The sequence below is a fragment of the Streptomyces sp. GD-15H genome (assembly GCF_045291515.1).
In the GTDB taxonomy this organism is placed as follows: Bacteria; Actinomycetota; Actinomycetes; order Streptomycetales; family Streptomycetaceae; genus Streptomyces.
Window position 1 is genome coordinate 5,433,714 of the sequence record NZ_CP149447.1, and the last position, 16,237, is coordinate 5,449,950.

The 16,237-nt window shown below is 69.0% G+C and carries 18 protein-coding genes, 1 tRNA gene, 2 pseudogenes and 1 riboswitch; of the genes and pseudogenes, 14 read left to right on the forward strand and 7 right to left on the reverse strand.

All coding sequences use genetic code 11. The annotated features are described in order from the left end of the window. Positions 1 to 10 precede the first annotated feature (10 nt). From WJ438_RS25715 to WJ438_RS25740, 6 genes are all read left to right on the forward strand, one after another. Entirely contained in the window at positions 11 to 613 is a 603-nt protein-coding gene (locus WJ438_RS25715) for a DUF2017 domain-containing protein (protein WP_406727335.1), read from the forward strand. Between the two features lie 410 nt (positions 614 to 1,023). Then, entirely contained in the window at positions 1,024 to 2,451 is a 1,428-nt protein-coding gene (locus tag WJ438_RS25720; protein ID WP_406727336.1) for an amino acid permease, read from the forward strand. A gap of 105 nt (positions 2,452 to 2,556) precedes the next feature. Then, complete coding sequence (locus WJ438_RS25725; protein WP_406727337.1) at positions 2,557 to 2,979, forward strand: Mov34/MPN/PAD-1 family protein; 423 nt, start codon at positions 2,557 to 2,559, stop codon at positions 2,977 to 2,979. A 96-nt stretch (positions 2,980 to 3,075) separates the two neighbouring features. After that, a complete protein-coding gene (locus WJ438_RS25730; protein ID WP_323056066.1) occupies positions 3,076 to 3,171 on the forward strand; it encodes a putative leader peptide in 96 nt (31 codons plus the stop codon). A gap of 121 nt (positions 3,172 to 3,292) precedes the next feature. Next, positions 3,293 to 3,580 carry a MoaD/ThiS family protein gene (locus WJ438_RS25735; protein ID WP_406727338.1) on the forward strand — a complete coding sequence of 96 codons (288 nt, stop codon included), beginning with the start codon at positions 3,293 to 3,295 and terminating at the stop codon, positions 3,578 to 3,580. Between the two features lie 5 nt (positions 3,581 to 3,585). Beyond that, positions 3,586 to 4,536, forward strand: a complete 951-nt coding sequence (locus WJ438_RS25740; RefSeq protein WP_406727339.1) for a PLP-dependent cysteine synthase family protein — start codon at positions 3,586 to 3,588, stop codon at positions 4,534 to 4,536. A gap of 115 nt (positions 4,537 to 4,651) precedes the next feature. Here WJ438_RS25740 and WJ438_RS25745 read toward each other — a convergent pair whose 3' ends face one another. Continuing rightward, positions 4,652 to 5,167 carry a type II toxin-antitoxin system PemK/MazF family toxin gene (locus tag WJ438_RS25745; RefSeq protein WP_406727340.1) on the reverse strand — a complete coding sequence of 172 codons (516 nt, stop codon included), beginning with the start codon at positions 5,165 to 5,167 and terminating at the stop codon, positions 4,652 to 4,654. 204 nt (positions 5,168 to 5,371) lie between these two features. Here WJ438_RS25745 and WJ438_RS25750 point away from each other — a divergent pair, with 204 nt between their 5' ends. Then, positions 5,372 to 6,121, forward strand: a complete 750-nt coding sequence (locus WJ438_RS25750; RefSeq protein WP_406727341.1) for an MBL fold metallo-hydrolase — start codon at positions 5,372 to 5,374, stop codon at positions 6,119 to 6,121. A 119-nt stretch (positions 6,122 to 6,240) separates the two neighbouring features. On the opposite strand, the gene WJ438_RS25755 is transcribed toward WJ438_RS25750, so the two are convergent. Then, the gene (locus WJ438_RS25755) at positions 6,241 to 7,491 is read right to left on the reverse strand and encodes a PTS transporter subunit EIIC (protein WP_406727342.1); all 1,251 of its coding nucleotides are present in this window, start codon (positions 7,489 to 7,491) and stop codon (positions 6,241 to 6,243) included. A gap of 362 nt (positions 7,492 to 7,853) precedes the next feature. On the opposite strand from WJ438_RS25755, the gene WJ438_RS25760 reads away from it, so the two are divergent. The 4 genes from WJ438_RS25760 to rdgB all read left to right on the forward strand — a co-directional run bounded on the left by WJ438_RS25760 (position 7,854) and on the right by rdgB (position 10,157). Further along, on the forward strand, positions 7,854 to 8,087 hold the full coding sequence (locus tag WJ438_RS25760) for a PTS glucose/sucrose transporter subunit IIB (RefSeq protein ID WP_361448986.1): 234 nt from the start codon (positions 7,854 to 7,856) through the stop codon (positions 8,085 to 8,087). Between the two features lie 113 nt (positions 8,088 to 8,200). Continuing rightward, positions 8,201 to 8,938 carry a ribonuclease PH gene (gene rph, locus WJ438_RS25765; protein ID WP_406727343.1) on the forward strand — a complete coding sequence of 246 codons (738 nt, stop codon included), beginning with the start codon at positions 8,201 to 8,203 and terminating at the stop codon, positions 8,936 to 8,938. Positions 8,939 to 9,079: 141 nt separating this feature from the next. After that, positions 9,080 to 9,478, forward strand: a complete 399-nt coding sequence (locus WJ438_RS25770; protein WP_406727344.1) for a hypothetical protein — start codon at positions 9,080 to 9,082, stop codon at positions 9,476 to 9,478. A 76-nt stretch (positions 9,479 to 9,554) separates the two neighbouring features. After that, on the forward strand, positions 9,555 to 10,157 hold the full coding sequence (gene rdgB, locus WJ438_RS25775; RefSeq protein WP_406727345.1) for an RdgB/HAM1 family non-canonical purine NTP pyrophosphatase: 603 nt from the start codon (positions 9,555 to 9,557) through the stop codon (positions 10,155 to 10,157). Positions 10,158 to 10,203: 46 nt separating this feature from the next. On the opposite strand, the gene WJ438_RS25780 is transcribed toward rdgB, so the two are convergent. The 4 genes and pseudogenes from WJ438_RS25780 to bcp form a co-directional block, all read right to left on the reverse strand. Then, positions 10,204 to 10,286 (reverse strand) — tRNA-Leu (locus WJ438_RS25780). Positions 10,287 to 10,306: 20 nt separating this feature from the next. Beyond that, a pseudogene (locus WJ438_RS25785) lies at positions 10,307 to 10,950 on the reverse strand (HNH endonuclease). After that, positions 10,950 to 11,597, reverse strand: a pseudogene (locus tag WJ438_RS25790) (HNH endonuclease signature motif containing protein). The pseudogenes WJ438_RS25785 and WJ438_RS25790 overlap by 1 nt, the downstream one beginning before the upstream one ends. 134 nt (positions 11,598 to 11,731) lie before the next feature. Beyond that, on the reverse strand, positions 11,732 to 12,199 hold the full coding sequence (gene bcp / locus WJ438_RS25795; protein ID WP_406727346.1) for a thioredoxin-dependent thiol peroxidase: 468 nt from the start codon (positions 12,197 to 12,199) through the stop codon (positions 11,732 to 11,734). Between the two features lie 146 nt (positions 12,200 to 12,345). Between bcp and WJ438_RS25800 the strand changes: the two genes are divergently transcribed. The 3 genes from WJ438_RS25800 to sugE all read left to right on the forward strand — a co-directional run bounded on the left by WJ438_RS25800 (position 12,346) and on the right by sugE (position 13,574). Then, positions 12,346 to 12,675, forward strand: a complete 330-nt coding sequence (locus WJ438_RS25800) for a DUF3618 domain-containing protein (protein WP_406727347.1) — start codon at positions 12,346 to 12,348, stop codon at positions 12,673 to 12,675. Positions 12,676 to 12,724: 49 nt separating this feature from the next. Continuing rightward, positions 12,725 to 13,081 (forward strand): GroES family chaperonin, encoded by a 357-nt coding sequence (locus WJ438_RS25805; RefSeq protein WP_406727348.1) that lies wholly within the window; start codon positions 12,725 to 12,727, stop codon positions 13,079 to 13,081. 71 nt (positions 13,082 to 13,152) lie between these two features. After that, positions 13,153 to 13,220, forward strand: a riboswitch (guanidine-III (ykkC-III) riboswitch). A 33-nt stretch (positions 13,221 to 13,253) separates the two neighbouring features. Next, on the forward strand, positions 13,254 to 13,574 hold the full coding sequence (sugE, locus tag WJ438_RS25810; protein ID WP_202277634.1) for a quaternary ammonium compound efflux SMR transporter SugE: 321 nt from the start codon (positions 13,254 to 13,256) through the stop codon (positions 13,572 to 13,574). A gap of 64 nt (positions 13,575 to 13,638) precedes the next feature. Here sugE and WJ438_RS25815 read toward each other — a convergent pair whose 3' ends face one another. Continuing rightward, positions 13,639 to 16,047 (reverse strand): transglycosylase domain-containing protein, encoded by a 2,409-nt coding sequence (locus WJ438_RS25815; RefSeq protein ID WP_406727349.1) that lies wholly within the window; start codon positions 16,045 to 16,047, stop codon positions 13,639 to 13,641. Positions 16,048 to 16,237: the final 190 nt, after the last annotated feature.

Sequence of the window (16,237 nt, forward strand, 5' to 3'; positions counted from 1 at the left end):
AATCGCCTCCATGCCAGGACACTTCGAACCGCTCCCCGGCGGCGGCGCGGCCGTCGCCCTCGACGACGTCGAGATCTCCATCATCCGCTCCCTGGCCGTGCAGCTCATGGAGCTCATCGGCCCCGGCCCGGCCGAGGACGCCTCCGGCGACCCGCTCGCCGGACTCTTCGCCGAGGGCCCGAGCGAGCCGCCCGCCGACCCGGTGCTGCGCCGGCTCTTCCCGGACGCCTACGGCGACCCCGAGGAGCCCGCCTCCCTCGAGGACACCGAGGAACAGCGGGCGCACTCCGCGGAGTTCCGCCGCTTCACCGAGAACGACCTGCGGGCCGGCAAGCGCGACAACGCCCTCGCGGTGATCCGCTCCCTGGACGAGCTCGCCGCGGCCGGTGAGGGCGGAGCGGTGCTGCAGCTCTCGGCCGAGGACTCCCGGCAGTGGCTCGGCGCGCTGAACGACCTGCGCCTGGCGATCGGCTCCCGGCTGGAGATCGACGACGAGGACGACGCCGACCTCCTCTTCCGCCTCCCGGACGAGGACCCGCGCAAGCCCATGGTGATGGCGTACCTGTGGCTCGGCGGCCTCCAGGAAACCCTGGTATCGACCCTCATGCCATAGGGCGCGCCGCGCACGCCGCAGGGCCACGCGGCGCCCGCCGCGGCGCCGCCGATGCCGGACATCCGGCCTGGATGTCCGGAAAAGTCCACTGACGTGTTCGCTCAGAGGACACTCAAGTCCGAGTGACGATCCTGTCAAAGCCTCCGCCGCCTATGCGCTTTTAGGGCGATGTTCGCCCGCTTCTTCCTGTGGCGTGCGCCACAAATCGCTGCTGATCAGTGTTGCGGCCGTGATAAATCTGCACGACCACCCGGCGAACACCACCCACACGTTCGCCGGGTGCGCCACCGAGTCGGCAACCGCCGGCCAGGCACGAGCAGACACGCTCAGCTCCATCAGTCCGGGGGGATCGAGACTCGATCCGGGGCCCACCAGCGGCCCGGATCGGCATGGAGAAAGGCGCATGACACATGGCCTCACCGCAGGTCGACACGGAGTCCGTATCCGGCGAGGGGTATGAGCGCGGACTCAACAGCCGTCAAGTCCAGATGATCGCGATCGGCGGCGCCATCGGCGTCGGTCTCTTCCTGGGAGCCGGAGCGAACATCGCCAAGGCCGGACCCAGCCTGATCGTCATGTACGCCCTCGCCGGCGTGATCATCTTCTTCATCATGCGGGCGCTCGGCGAACTCCTGCTCTACCGCCCCGTCTCGGGCTCCTTCGCCGAGTACTCCCGGGAATTCCTCGGCCCGTTCTTCGGCTACTTCACCGGCTGGACGTACTGGCTGATGTGGATCGTCACCGGCATGGCCGAACTCACGGCCGCCGCGATCTACATCCACTACTGGTTCCCGCAGATCCCGCAGTGGGTCACCGCCCTGGTCTTCCTGATCATCCTCTTCGGGGCCAACCTCATCTCGGTGAAGCTGTTCGGCGAGATCGAGTTCTGGTTCTCGATGGTCAAGGTCACCGCCATCATCGGCATGATCGTGATCGGGCTCGGCGTGCTCACCTTCGGCTTCAGCGCCGCCGGGGACACCGCCGCCGTGTCGAACCTCTGGGCCTTCGACGGCTTCTTCCCCAAGGGCATCGGATCGTCCCTGATGACCCTCCAGGGCGTCATGTTCGCCTACCTCGCCGTCGAACTCGTCGGCGTCACCGCCGGCGAGTCCAAGAACCCGGAGAAGACCCTCCCCAAGGCGATCAACACCCTGCCCCTGCGCATCGCCCTGTTCTACGTCGGTGCCCTCACCGTCATCCTGTGCGTGGTCAAATGGACCGAGTTCGCGCCGGACGTGAGCCCCTTCGTGGCGGCCTTCGCCAAGATTGGCATCCCGGCCGGCGCCGGCATCGTCAACTTCGTCGTCCTGACCGCCGCCCTCTCCTCCTGCAACTCCGGCATGTACTCCACGGGCCGCATGCTGCGCACCCTCGCGGACAACGGCGAGGCCCCGCGGATCTACCGGCGGCTGTCCTCCACCAAGACACCCGCGCTCGGCATCGCCACCTCGGTGGTGTTCATGGGCATCGGCGTGGTCCTGAACTACGTCGTCCCGGAGAAGGCCTTCGGCTATGTCACCTCCATCGCCACCGGGGCCGCCATCTGGACCTGGCTGATGATCCTGATCAGCCACGTCCTCTACCGCCGCCAGGTGGTCGCGGGCCGACTGCCCGCCTCCTCCTTCCCGGCGCCCGGCGGCTCGGTGTGCTCCTACATCGCCATCGCGTTCCTGCTCTTCGTCACCGTCCTCATCGCGATCGACGCGGACGCCAGGATCTCCCTCTACGTGATGGCGGGCTGGTCGCTCGCTCTGGGGACCGGCTGGGCGGTCCTCAAGAAGCGCAACCCGCGGGTCACCGAACGCCGCAAGCCGGAGTTCGAGAAGATCGGCGGCTAGCACGGGCATCCTGCGCCCCGCGCCCGACGTCCTCCGCGTCCGGCATCCGGGCCGTCCCGTACCACCCCTCGGTACGGGACGGCCCGTCTGCTTATCCTGAGCCTCATGCTGACCATTACCCAGGCCCTGTACGACCAGATCGTCGCCCACGCGCACAAGGACCACCCCGACGAGGCGTGCGGTGTGGTGGCGGGCCCCGTGGGCTCCGGCCGCCCCGAGCGCTTCATCCCCATGCTGAACGCGGCCCGCTCGCCCACGTTCTACGAGTTCGACTCGAAGGACCTGCTCAAGCTGTACCGCGAGATGGACGACAACGACGAGGAACCGGTGATCGTCTACCACTCGCACACCGCGACCGAGGCCCACCCCTCCCGCACCGACATCGACCTCGCCAGTGAGCCCGGTGCCCACTACGTCCTGGTCTCCACCGCCGACCTCGACGGCCTCGGCGAGTTCCAGTTCCGCTCGTTCCGCATCGTGGACGGCGAAGTCACCGAGGAAGAAGTCAAGATCGTCGAGGCGTACTGACGCCCCGATCTGCGCCTTCCCACATACCGGTCGTCAATCATCCGTAGTGTGAGACGGTACTCGGATCCCGTCCTCGGGAATCGATACGATGAGCCCATGGTTCTCCACGACGTGAGCGACAAGACGCCGGGCAAGCTGCTCGTGGCGCGGCTGCACGTCGACCTGTGCAGACTCGCCAGCGCCATCTGTTGACACCGAGCTTCCCGCCGCACGGCCCGTGAGCCCCGGCGACCCCACCGCGTAGGCACGCCCACGCACCTCCCGCGCCGCCGCGCCCACCGACCAGACGACATACCGACAGGAGCCCTCTGCCATGGCCATCGAGGTCCGTATCCCGACCATCCTCCGCCAGTACACCGACGGTCAGAAGGCGGTGGAGGGCACCGGAGAGACCCTCACCGACCTCTTCGCCGACCTCGAGACCCGGCACCCGGGCATCAGGGCCCGCCTCGTCGACGACACCAACGGCGACCAGCTCCGCCGCTTCGTCAACGTGTACCTCAACGACGAGGACGTCCGCTTCCTGGACGGCATCAACACCAAGCTGTCCGACGGCGACAACATCACGATCCTGCCGGCCGTGGCCGGCGGTACGGCCTGATCCGGATGCGCTACGACTCGTCGCTGGCCGCGGTGGGCGACACCCCTCTGGTGGGCCTGCCGCGGCTGTCGCCGTCCGCCGACGTCCGTATCTGGGCGAAGCTCGAGGACCGCAACCCGACCGGCTCGATCAAGGACCGCCCGGCCCTGTTCATGATCGAGCAGGCGGAGAAGGACGGCCGGCTCACCCCCGGCTGCACCATCCTGGAGCCGACGTCCGGCAACACCGGCATCTCCCTGGCGATGGCCGCCAAACTCAAGGGCTACCGCATGGTGTGCGTGATGCCCGAGAACACCTCCCAGGAGCGCCGGGAACTCCTCGCCATGTGGGGCGCGGAGATCATCTCCTCCCCGGCCGCGGGCGGCTCCAACACCGCCGTACGGGTGGCCAAGGAGATCTCCGCCGAACACCCGGACTGGGTGATGCTCTACCAGTACGGCAACTCCGACAACGCCGGCGCCCACTACGCGACCACCGGCCCGGAGATCCTCGCCGACCTCCCCTCGATCACCCACTTCGTGGCCGGCCTCGGCACCACCGGCACCCTGATGGGCGTCGGCCGCTACCTGCGCGAGCACAAGCCGGACGTGAAGATCGTCGCCGCCGAACCACGCTACGACGACCTGGTCTACGGACTGCGCAACCTCGACGAGGGCTTCGTCCCCGAGCTGTACGACGCCTCCGTCCTCACCACCCGCTTCTCGGTCGGCTCCGCCGACGCGGTCATCCGTACCCGTGAACTCCTCCAGCAGGAAGGCATCTTCGCCGGCGTCTCCACCGGCGCCGCCCTGCACGCCGCCATCGGCGTCGCGAACAAGGCGCTCAAGGCGGGGGAATCCGCCGACATCGCCTTCGTCGTCGCCGACGGCGGCTGGAAGTACCTCTCGACCGGCGTCTACACCGCCGCCACGACGGAGGAAGCCATCGACACGCTCCAGGGCCAGCTCTGGGCGTGACCCCCGTGAGGGCAGTACGAAGGGGCCGGAGATCCACTCCGGCCCCTTCGGCGTTTACGGCGGTTACGGCGTTTCTCGGTGTTCTCCGTGCTCTCGGAGGATCGCCGCCACGAGGTCACCGGGCCAGATGCCGTACCCGCTCCCACAGCGCCCGGTCGACGACCCCCACCCGGCGCCGGAACCCCCGCACCGGCACCACGCGCAACTCGTCCGTCTCCAGGAAGCTCGCCCGCCCCCGGGCATCCCCCACGGACCCCGAGGGCAGCGGGACCACCCCGTCCCGCCCCTCCCGGAAGCGTGTCGTGATCTTCGCGACGGTCGCCCGTTCCCCGCGCACCGCCAGCACCAGACACGGCCGGTCCTTCGACGACCCGGCTCCCGCCGCCGGCTCGTCCTCGTAGGGCACCTCGGCCCACCAGATCTCCGCGGGCCGCGGCCCGCCGCCCGTGTCCGCGCCCGTGTCCGCCGTCGCGGTGGCCGCCGCCGCGGTCACCGTCGAGGCCCGCGCCCGGCGTGCGCCGGTCCGGCGTTCGGAGCGGGGCCGGTGTCCCCGGCCCCATCCGTCGACGAGCGCGGCGACCAGCGCGAGCAGTACCACCGCGACGAGTGCGAGCCACCACGACGTGTTCATGACCCCGACGGTACCGGCGTGAACCGGGAGCGTGCGCTCTCTCCCACACCTCGCGCGACCCGCGGCCATCCGAACCGGTGACAGCACAGGTGAGTTCGCCCACAACCGCCCCTGGCGGAGGAGCGACCAAAGGCTTTGCGCCTTACGCTCGACGCACCGCACGACCCCCGTTTTCATTACCCCGCCAGCGGAGGTTTCTGCTTCATGAAGCTCACCGTCGTCGGCTGCTCGGGGTCGTTCCCGTCCACGGAATCGGCCTGTTCGAGCTACCTCGTCGAGGCCGACGGCTTCCGGCTGCTTCTCGACATGGGCAACGGCGCCCTCGGCGAGCTGCAGCGCCACTGCGGTCTCTACGACCTGGACGCGATCTTCCTCAGCCATCTGCACGCCGACCACTGCATCGACATGTGCGCGTACTTCGTGGCGCGCTACTACCGGCACGGAGGCCCCTGCGACCCGCTCCCGGTCTTCGGACCCGAGGGTACGGAGCACCGGCTGACCACCGCCTACGCCGACACCCCCTCGGCCTCCTCCATGAGCGAGGTCTTCGACTTCCACACGGTCAAGCCGTCCACCTTCGAGCTCGGCCCGTTCGTCGTGCACACCGAACGCGTCGCGCACCCGGTGGAGGCGTACGCCATCCGTATCGAGCACGGAGGGAAGTCGCTGACGTACTCCGGCGACACCGGAGTGTGCCCGGCGCTCGACGAACTCGCCCACGACACAGACCTGTTCCTGTGCGAGGCCGCCTTCACCCACGGCAAGGAGAACATTCCCGACCTGCACCTCACCGGCCGCGAGGCGGGTGAGTCGGCGGCCCGCGCCCGCGCCCGCCGGCTGGTCCTCACCCACATCGCCCCGTGGACCGACCCCCAGGTCAACCTCGCCGACGCCCGCGCCGTCTACGACGGACCGGTGGAACTGGCGGCGCCCGGCGCGACGTACGTGATCTGACCCGTACCCCGCCGCACCGGGCCGGCCCCGCGGACGCACACGACCGCGGCCCCGGAGCCGTCAGGGATGACGGCTCCGGGGCCTCGGTCACGCTGTCGTACGGGGACGACGAGGACCACTCACGCCTTCGTGGTGTCCTCGACCTCCTCCTCGGGCTCACGGCCCGGGGTCGGCAGGTTGAACTTGACGATCGCGAAGCGGAAGACCACGTAGTAGATCGCCGCGAACACCAGACCGATCGGGATGATCAGCCATGGCTTGGTCGCCAGGTTCCAGTTGAGCCCGTAGTCGATGACGCCCGCCGAGAAGGTGAAGCCCGCATGCACCCCGAGCGCCCAGGTGATCGCCATGGACAGGGCGGTGAGCACCGCGTGGATCACGTACAGCGCCGGGGCGATGAACATGAACGCGAACTCGATCGGCTCGGTGACGCCCGTCACGAAGGACGTCAGGGCGAGGGAGACCATCATGCCCATCACGGCCTTGCGGCGCTCCGGGCGGGCGGCGTGCGCGATGGCGATCGCGGCGGCCGGCAGACCGAACATCATGATCGGGAAGAAGCCCGACATGAACATCCCGGCGTCCGGGTCCCCGGCGAAGAAGCGGTTCAGGTCGCCGTGCACGACCTCGCCGGCGGCGTTGGTGAAGTCGCCGATCTGGAACCAGGAGACGGTGTTGACGAACTGGTGCATGCCGATCGGGATCAGCGCGCGGTTGATCAGGCCGAACAGGCCCGCGCCGACGGCGCCGAGGCCGGTGATCCACTCACCGACGGCCGAGATGCCGTCACCGATCGGCTCCCAGACCAGGCCGAAGAAGACGCCCATCGCGGTGCCGACGAACGCCATGACGATCGGGACGAGACGGCGGCCGTTGAAGAAGCCGAGCCAGTCCACCAGCTTCTTGCGGTGGTAGCGCTGCCAGAGCACCGCCGCCAGCAGACCCATCAGGATGCCGCCGAGCACACCGGGGTTGTTGTAGGTCGCGGCTATGTCCTCGCCGGCCTGCACCTTCGCCTCGGTGACGGGGAACGCCTTCAGGACGTTGCTGTAGACCAGGAAGCCGACCAGGGCGGCGAGCGCCGTGGAACCGTCGGCCTTCTTGGCGAAGCCGATGGCCACACCGATGCAGAACAGCAGCGGCAGGTTGTCGAAGATCGCGCCACCGGCAGTGGCGAACACGGCCGCGACCTTGTCCCAGCCGAGACCGTCGGCACCGAACACGTCGGGCTGGCCGAGCCGCAGCAGGATGCCCGCCGCCGGCAGCACGGCGATCGGGAGCTGGAGACTGCGCCCCACCTTCTGCAGGCCCTGGAACAGGCCGGATCCCCGCTTCTTCGCGGGAGCCGCCGATGCGGTGGCGGTGCTCATACTTCCTCCATCGGTGGTGGTCTACACCACTCAGTGGTGTAGACCTGTTGTAGCACGATGAAGGCCGCATAAGGAACCCGTGAATTCCGCAACCGGAGCACTACCCGCAGTGTCCGCCCCGCGGCCCCGTCCTCACCGTCCCTGAGGCGCACCGAAAGGCCCCCGGACCCACATGGTCCGAGGGCTCGAACGACCGACTCCACCTTAAGGGGTTTGGCGACGGTCCCCCCGGTGGTGTAGACCAGTTGGGGACGGTCCCGCCGTCATGACACCATCCTTCGACACAGACGGCACGACCGCTCACGAAGATGGGCCAACTGTGGGTTACTGCGACAAAGCGGTTCGGATCAGGGAGAGCGAACATGGCCACCAAGGCTGAGAAGATCGTTGCCGGACTCGGCGGTATCGAGAACATCGAAGAGATCGAAGGCTGCATCACCCGCCTCCGCACCGAAGTCGTCGACCCCGCCAAGGTCGACGACGCCGCGCTGAAGTCCGCCGGCGCCCACGGCGTCGTCAAGATGGGCAGCGCCATCCAGGTCGTCATCGGCACCGACGCCGACCCCATCGCGGCCGAGATCGAAGACATGATGTGAGACCCGGCGAACCCGGAAACCGGCGAACCCCGGTTCTCGAGGACCCCTTCCAGGCAATGGCGAGCACGCCACCCCGGAAGGGGCCCTCCCTTTATGGGACTAGGCTCGACGCCATGTCTCGAATCGACGGCCGCACCCCCGACCAACTCCGCCCGGTCACCATCGAACGCGGCTGGAGCAAGCACGCCGAAGGCTCCGTCCTCGTCTCCTTCGGCGACACCAAAGTCCTCTGCACCGCCTCCGTCACCGAAGGCGTCCCCCGCTGGCGCAAGGGCAGCGGCGAGGGCTGGGTCACCGCCGAGTACTCGATGCTGCCCCGCGCCACCAACACGCGCGGCGACCGCGAATCCGTCCGGGGCCGCATCGGCGGCCGCACCCACGAGATCAGCCGCCTCATCGGCCGGTCCCTGCGCGCCGTCATCGACTACAAGCAACTCGGCGAGAACACCATCGTCCTGGACTGCGACGTCCTCCAGGCCGACGGCGGAACCCGCACCGCCGCCATCACCGGCGCCTACGTCGCCCTCGCCGACGCCATCAACTGGTCCAGGAACAACAAGCTCATCCGGGCCAGCCGACAGCCCCTCACCGGCACCGTCAGCGCCGTCTCCGTCGGCATCGTCGACGGCGTCCCGCTCCTCGACCTCTGCTACGAGGAAGACGTACGCGCCGACACCGACATGAACGTCATCTGCACCGGCGACGGCCGCTTCGTCGAGGTCCAGGGCACCGCCGAGGCCCAGCCCTTCGACCGCACCGAACTCAACGCGCTCCTCGACCTCGCCGTCACCGGCTGCGCGGACCTGACCACCGTGCAGCAGACCGTACTTGATAGCGTTCTGGAAAGGTAAAAGACGTACCAAGGGAACGTGGCCGGCGCGGGCAACCGCGCCGGCCACCCCCGCGTCTGAAGGAATACGGACGCACGGACCGAACCCGGGCGCCCGGCCAGCGACAAGGGCCGCCCGGCCCGACGAGGGAGGGACCGTTCCATGTCCGCGAGCCACCGACGCCGCACCACAGCCGTCGCCGCCACACTGGCGGCCGTCGCACTGACCGCCGGACTCACCACCGGCTGCGGCGCCGTCGACAAGGCACTCGACTGTGTCCGGACCGCCGACGCCATCGCCGACAGCGTCACCGAACTCCAGCAGGCCGTCGAGAACGCCTCCGACGACGTCACCCAGCTCGAGGAGTCCCTCGACTCCATCGAACAGAACCTCGGCGAGATAAGCGACAAGACCGACAACGCCGACGTCGGCAAGGCCGTCGACGACCTCGAGCAGGCCACCGCCAACGTCCGCACCTCCATCGAGAACGGCGACAAGACCCCCGACGTCAGCCCCGTCACCGACGCGGCCGGCGAACTGACGAAGGTCTGCACGCCGTAGGACACGGTGAGGAGCCGGCGGCGGGGTGGGAGCCGGCGGGGTGAGGCCGGTGGAACGGGCCCGGAATACTGGACCCATGACCCGCCTGATCCTCGCCACCCGCAACGCCGGAAAGATCACCGAACTCCGGTCGATCCTCGCCGACGCCGGACTGCCCCACGACCTCGTCGGCGCCGACGCCTACCCCGACGTCCCCGACGTCAAGGAAACCGGAACCACCTTCGCCGAGAACGCCCTCCTCAAGGCCCACGCCCTCGCCCAGGCCACCGGCCACCCCGCCGTCGCCGACGACTCCGGCCTCTGCGTCGACGTCCTGAACGGCGCCCCCGGCATCTTCTCCGCCCGCTGGGCCGGCCGGCACGGCGACGACAAGGCCAACCTCGACCTGCTCCTCGCCCAGCTCTCCGACATCCCCGACGGCCACCGCGGCGCCCACTTCGCCTGCGCCGCTGCCCTGGCCCTCCCCGACGGCACGGAGAAGGTGGTCGAGGGCCAACTGAGGGGCACCCTGCGCCACACCCCCGCCGGCACGAACGGCTTCGGCTACGACCCGATCCTCCAGCCGGAGGGCGACACCAGGACGTGCGCGGAGCTGACCCCCGCCGAGAAGAACGCCCTCAGCCACCGGGGCAAGGCCTTCCGAGCCTTGGTGCCGGTGGTGCGGGAACTGTTGGACTGAGCAACGGCAGAGGGGCCATCCTTCCGGAGCGGCCCCTCTGTGTGTGTGCGGCCGGTGGGATTCGAACCCACACGGGCTTTCGCCCACGGCGTTCTAAGCGCCGCTTGTCTGCCATTCCAACACGGCCGCATGCCGGGCCATGCTACCTGTCACTTGGCGCTCGCTTGAGGGGAACGTCGTCGGCCACCACGGCACCACGTGCTGGTGACCGCATGGCAGTTCGGGCACAGCAACCGCAGATTCTCGCGCCGGTCGTCCCGCCAGTCACCGTTGACGTGATCGATTTCCAGAGTCATCGGCTTGCCGAGCCACTCGGGGCCCGTACCGCACTCGGCGCACTCATCGGGCACGCCGACACGGTCTTCGTCCGACGTTTGCCCTCGTGCTTGACCAGGATGTCCTCAGGCCGCCTGAGTGGGGTCGCACCGGGCTTGCCGCGCAGATGGGCCTGTCCCAGGAGGTGCGCCATCGAGACGTTCTCCTCAGCGACCCACTGACGCAGGAGGGCGCGCTGCGTACCGCTGTCAGGACGCCCCAGCCGACGAAGTACCGCAGCGATCGAAACGGATTCGGCGACTGCCGTACGCAGCTCTTCGGCGGTGGGCCGGGGAAGCCCGTCGGGAGGGCTGAAATGCGAGACGTCGATCCCGAAGTGAGCAAACCGCTTCGTGAGGTATCTGCGGAGATGGCCGTACGGCTGGATGCCGAAGAAGGTGATCACCTCATCGAGGTTGGAGCACTGCGCGGCAGCCTCTGCCAGTCGATCACGGGTGTACCGCACGCCACTGCTCATCAGCTCGCACGTCCCTTGCCGCGTCCCCGGTAATTGTCCGTTGTCGAGTGGCAGTTGGGGCAGAGGATCCGCAGGTTCTCGATGCGGTTGTCTCGCCAGTCGCCGTCCACGTGGTCGACCTCCAACGGGAGTGGGCGTCCCCGCCAGACGCTTCCGGTACCGCAGAGGGCGCACCGCTCCGGTACGCCCAGGGTGGTCATCGCCCACTTGATCCGGTCGCTCGGGATGCGCCGGGCATGGGCGGGTGGCTGGTGGCTGCTCGACGAGCAGGCCCTCCGGCGTCCGTGGGCGCCAGGGTCTGCCCCTCCGGATCGGCATCTGGAAGTGCGAGATGGCGATGCCGTACGCCTTGATCCGGCGGCTGATGTGCGTGTGGTGCCCACCGACCACCTCCAATCCGAGACGCCGCAACACCTCGCACATGTTCGTCGAGGCCGAGACTGCCTCCTGGAGGACCTCCCGGGTCCACTTCACCCCCTCACGCTGGAAGTGCGACGTGTCGACCCCGAGCTTCTTCATCCGCCCCAGCACGTACCGTCGAGTCGAACTCCTCGGATCCACCCCCAACCGCGCCAACGCCTCCGACAACGTCCGCGCCCCCGAGCCGCCTCCTCCAGCCGCTCCTTGGTGTACGCGCTGGCCCCCATCGGATCCCCTCCGTTCCCGGCCACTCGTTCGTGGTCTCGTACGGAGTAACGAACCGCTGATCGGACGGTCACGTCCGGAATGCGGAACGGCCCGTACCGGCGATCCGGTATGGGCCGTTCGCGGGCGCTGTGCGTCAGACGCCCAGGTCCTTGATGATCTTGGCGACGTGGCCCGTTGCCTTGACGTTGTAGAGGGCGCGTTCGACCTTGCCCTCCTCGTCGACGACGATCGTGGAGCGGATGACGCCGACGACGGTCTTGCCGTAGAGCTTCTTCTCGCCGTAGGCGCCGTACGCCTCCAGGACCTGCTTGTCCGGGTCGGCGAGGAGGGTGACCTTCAGGGACTCCTTGTCGCGGAACTTGGCGAGCTTCTCCGGCTTGTCGGGCGAGATGCCGATGACGTCGTAGCCCGCGCCGGCCAGCAGTTCCAGGTTGTCGGTGAAGTCGCAGGCCTGCTTGGTGCAGCCGGGGGTGAGCGCGGCGGGGTAGAAGTAGACGATGACCTTGCGGCCCTTGTGGTCGGCCAGGGACACCTCGTTGCCGTCGGCGTCGGGCAGGGTGAAGGCCGGGGCCACGTCGGAGGGCTGGAGGCGTTCGCTCATCGGTCTGGTTCTCCTCGTACGTACGCGCTGGGTGGGTCAGGTGCCGGGATCGAGGGTAACCGGGTGCCCTGACGGTGCGGCGAGGTCTGAAGCTGACAGACTGTCCGGCACAGGCGCAGGTTTCAGCGGATTTCGGAGGCGACACGGTGGCGGACACGGCGGACACCAGGACCCCGGCGCAGATCGAGGCGGACATCAGCCGCCGTCGCACGGTGCTGGCCGAGACCCTCGACGAGATCGGTGTGCGGGTCCATCCGAAGACGATCGTCGGGGACGCGAAGGCCAGGGTCGCCTCCCGCGTCGATCACACGCTCGGCAGGGCGTACGTCGGTGCCAATCGTGTGGTGAGCGACGTCAAGGCGCAGTTCGTGGACGAGGACGGTGCGCCGCGGCTGGAGCGGGTGGTGCCGGTCGCGCTCCTGGCGGTGGGTGTCGTGGGGCTGCTGACCCTGGGCACGCGTCGGCGCAGGCACTGATCCCGACCCGACGGCGTACGTCCGTGGTGAAGGCAGGTAGGTTGCAGACGTGAGCGCCAAGAGAAACGAGCACGACCCCCGGCACGACAAGCTGCCCATCCGGATGCTGCACGACCGTGTACTCGTGCGGCAGGACGCGAGCGAGGGCGAGCGGCGTTCCGGGGGCGGCATCCTGATTCCCGCGACGGCGGCGGTCGGCCGCCGGCTGGCGTGGGCCGAGGTCGTCGCGGTGGGGCAGAACGTGCGGACGGTGGAGGCGGGTGACCGGGTGCTGTTCGATCCGGAGGACCGCGCGGAGGTCGAGGTGCGGGGCACCGCTTACGTGTTGATGCGGGAGCGTGATCTGCACGCCGTGGCCGCGGACCGGTTCGAGGGTTCGGAGGACTCGACGGGGTTGTACCTGTGAATCTGAGCTGAGAAGGGGCTGGTGACCATGGTCACCAGCCCTTTTTCGTATTTTTGGCTAGAGTGGAGGGGCCTGGTGGTGAGATCCGCCGGGTCCCGACGAGACGCGCCGTACCGGGTGAAGGCAAAGACGACGCACCCCCGTTTCCCGTCGTGTCCCGGAGGTGCCTGTCATGGCGTGGGTTCTGCTTGTGGTCGCCGGTCTGCTCGAGGTCGGCTGGGCGATCGGTATGAAGTACACCGAGGGTTTCACCCGTCTCGTGCCGAGTGTGCTCACCGGCGCGGGCATCGTCGCGAGCATGGTGCTGCTGTCGTACGCGGCGAAGACGCTGCCGATCGGTACGGCGTACGGCGTGTGGGTGGGGATCGGTGCGGCCGGGGCGGCGGTGCTGGGCATGGTGGTGCTGGGGGAGCCGGTGACCGCCGCCCGGATCTTCTTCGTCTCGCTCCTGGTGGTCGCCGTGGTGGGGCTGAAGGTGACCTCGGGGCACTGAGCCCTGAGTCCGGCGTCGCGCGCGGGGGCGGGCGGGGGCGTCGCGGGGTGGTGGTCCGGGTCGGTCACTGTCTGCGGGTGCTCTGCTGGATGAAGCCGGTGAGGCCGCCCTGGCCGCCTCTGCCGGTGTCCGCGCCGGGCCCGTCCGCCCCGTTCGTCCCATCGGGGCCGCCGCTGTCCCTGTCGCCCGTGGTGCCGCCGTCGGTGACGCCCGTGATGTCACCGCCGGTCGTGGTGCCGCCGCCGGTCGTGGTGTCGCCGGTGGTGCCTTCGTCGGTCCGGCCCTGGGTCCCGCCTTCGGTGCCGTCCTCGTCCTGGCCCGGACTCCGGTTCGGGCTCTCGTCCGTGCCGGGCGTACCGGACGCGTCGTCGTCCGGGGCGCTCGCGGACGGGTCGGTGCCGGTGCTCGCGGTGGGCGGCGCGGTCCGTTCGGCGCCGCTCTGGAGCCGGAGGTCGAAGTCGCTGACGGGTTCGCCCTCCAGTGCCTCCCGGGTGAACTGGGCCCAGATCTCGGCCGGAGGGCCGCCGCCGTTGATGCGCGGCAGACCCATGGCGCCGTACAGCTCCTTCTGCGCGGCGGTGACGGGGTCCTGGCCCATGACGGAGACGACGGTGGCCAGTTCGGGTGTGTAGCCGGCGAACCAGGCGGCCCTGTCCTCCTCCGCGGTGCCGGTCTTGCCGGCGGCGGGGCGGCCGGCGGCCTGGGCGGCGGTGGCGGTGCCGTTCTGGACGACGCCGCGCAGGACGGCGGTTGTGGTGTCGGCGGCTTCGCGGCTCACGGCCTGGTGGGTCTTCCGCTCGGGCAGCGGCACCGTCTCCTGCCCGTCCTTGGTGATTTTCTCGATCATCGTGTAGGCGCCGTGCTTGCCGTGGTTGGCGAGGGTCGCGTACGCCTCGGCCATGTCCAGGGCGCTGGCGGTGGCCACCCCGAGGGCGATGGAGGGGGAGGGGGTCAGTTCGGGGGTGGTGGAGGGGAGGCCGAGGTCGATGGCGGTCTGCTGGACCTTGTCGGCGCCGACGTCGACCGCCATCTGGGCGTAGACGGCGTTGACGGACTTGTCGGTGGCTTCGCGGACGGTGATGTGGCCGTAGGAGCGGTCGTCCTCGTTCGCGGGGTTGTAGTGGCCGCCGGACCAGCCCTGGACGGGGCGTTTGTTGGTGCCGTCGTAGACGGTGTTCGGGGTGATGGGCTGGCCGTCCTGGGTGGTGGACCCGTTCTCGACGGCGGAGGCGAGTACGAACGGCTTGAAGATGGAGCCGACCTGGTAGTCCCTGCGGGTGGCGTTGGGGGTGTACTGCTTGACGTAGTCGATGCCGTTGTACATCGCCACGACCTTGCCGGACCGGGGGTCGACGGCGGCGCCGCCCGCGCGGACGTAGGTGTCGACCTCGCGGTTCTCCGGGTCGAGCCGGTCCATCAGGTTGTCGTTGACGGCGTCGACGAAGGCGTCCTGCTTGTCCTTGTGGAGGGTGGTGGTGATGCGGTGGCCGCCGGCGTCGAGTTCCTCCTCGGCGAGGATCTCGTTCTGGATCAGGTGGTCCTTCACGGTGCGCACGATGTAGCCGCGCTGGCCGGACATGCCGGTGGAGGTGGTGGTCTCCTTCGGCTGGGGGAACTTCAGGCCGGTGCGTTCCGCCTCGCTCAGCCAGCCCTTCTCGACCATTCCGTCCAGGACGTAGTTCCAGCGGGACTCGACGGCGGGCCGGTTCTCCGGGTGGGAGATGACGTCGTACTGGCTGGGGGCGTTGACGAGGGCGGCGAGGTAGGCGGCGCGGGGGGCGTCGAGGTCCTGCGCGTCCGTGCCGTAGTAGGCCTGGGCGGCGGCCTGGATGCCGTAGGCGTTGCGCCCGAAGTAGCTGGTGTTGAGGTAGCCCTCGAGGATCTCGTCCTTGCTCTGCTCGCGGTCCAGCTTGATGGCGATGAAGAACTCCTTCACCTTGCGGGTGACGGTCTGCTCCTGGCGCAGGTAGTAGTTCTTCACGTACTGCTGGGTGATGGTCGAGCCGGACTGCTTGCCCTTGCCGGTGGCGGTGTTCCACGCGGCGCGGAGCATCGCCTGGGGGTCGACGGCGGACTCGGTGTAGAAGTCGCGGTCCTCGGCGGCGAGGACGGCGTGCTGGGCTTCCTTGGAGATCCGGTCGAGGCTGACGCTCTCCCGGTTGACCTCGCCGTCGCGGGCGAGGACGGAGCCGTCGGCGTACAGGTAGAGGTTGGCCTGTTTGAGGGCGAGGGCGTTGGCGGACGGGATGTGCACCAGGCTGTAGCCGAGGAAGAATCCGCCGACGAGCAGCAGGGCGCCGACGAGGAAGCCGCCGAGCACCATCCGCCAGGTGGGGACGAACCGGCGCCATCCGGTGCGCACACGCTTGCCTCCGGTTCCGCTCCCGGTTCCGCGCTGTGGGGCGTCGGCAGCCCGCGGCTCCCGCGGTGCCCAGCCCTGGCCGTGCTGCTGTGGCTGCGGCTCGTCGCTCATGTCGAGTACGGACTCCTGTTTCGCCGTGTTCCTTGCGGTACGCGTGATGAGTTCACATTCGCGTCGTGTGTTCCCCTTATAGAAGACTGTCGCATCCGGTGCTCAGTTCCCCGCTCACGGCGCGTCTCGGCCGCGCATGCGGCTTCTCACACGTATGGCCCTCGAGGTACGGGGTACGGCCGCGGGGCCG

Bases quoted from the DNA above. Each gene is read 5' to 3' on its own strand.
- rph (WP_406727343.1), top strand. From the start codon at position 8,201: ATGTCTCGAATCGACGGCCGCACCCCCGACCAACTCCGCCCGGTCACC.
- WJ438_RS25740 (WP_406727339.1), top strand. From the start codon at position 3,586: ATGCGCTACGACTCGTCGCTGGCCGCGGTGGGCGACACCCCTCTGGTG.
- WJ438_RS25720 (WP_406727336.1), top strand. From the start codon at position 1,024: ATGGCCTCACCGCAGGTCGACACGGAGTCCGTATCCGGCGAGGGGTAT.
- WJ438_RS25815 (WP_406727349.1), bottom strand. From the start codon at position 16,047: ATGAGCGACGAGCCGCAGCCACAGCAGCACGGCCAGGGCTGGGCACCG.
- sugE (WP_202277634.1), top strand. From the start codon at position 13,254: ATGGCGTGGGTTCTGCTTGTGGTCGCCGGTCTGCTCGAGGTCGGCTGG.
- WJ438_RS25730 (WP_323056066.1), top strand. From the start codon at position 3,076: ATGGTTCTCCACGACGTGAGCGACAAGACGCCGGGCAAGCTGCTCGTG.
- WJ438_RS25745 (WP_406727340.1), bottom strand. From the start codon at position 5,167: ATGAACACGTCGTGGTGGCTCGCACTCGTCGCGGTGGTACTGCTCGCG.
- WJ438_RS25735 (WP_406727338.1), top strand. From the start codon at position 3,293: ATGGCCATCGAGGTCCGTATCCCGACCATCCTCCGCCAGTACACCGAC.
- WJ438_RS25770 (WP_406727344.1), top strand. From the start codon at position 9,080: ATGTCCGCGAGCCACCGACGCCGCACCACAGCCGTCGCCGCCACACTG.
- WJ438_RS25760 (WP_361448986.1), top strand. From the start codon at position 7,854: ATGGCCACCAAGGCTGAGAAGATCGTTGCCGGACTCGGCGGTATCGAG.
- WJ438_RS25725 (WP_406727337.1), top strand. From the start codon at position 2,557: ATGCTGACCATTACCCAGGCCCTGTACGACCAGATCGTCGCCCACGCG.
- rdgB (WP_406727345.1), top strand. From the start codon at position 9,555: ATGACCCGCCTGATCCTCGCCACCCGCAACGCCGGAAAGATCACCGAA.
- WJ438_RS25755 (WP_406727342.1), bottom strand. From the start codon at position 7,491: ATGAGCACCGCCACCGCATCGGCGGCTCCCGCGAAGAAGCGGGGATCC.
- bcp (WP_406727346.1), bottom strand. From the start codon at position 12,199: ATGAGCGAACGCCTCCAGCCCTCCGACGTGGCCCCGGCCTTCACCCTG.
- WJ438_RS25750 (WP_406727341.1), top strand. From the start codon at position 5,372: ATGAAGCTCACCGTCGTCGGCTGCTCGGGGTCGTTCCCGTCCACGGAA.
- WJ438_RS25715 (WP_406727335.1), top strand. From the start codon at position 11: ATGCCAGGACACTTCGAACCGCTCCCCGGCGGCGGCGCGGCCGTCGCC.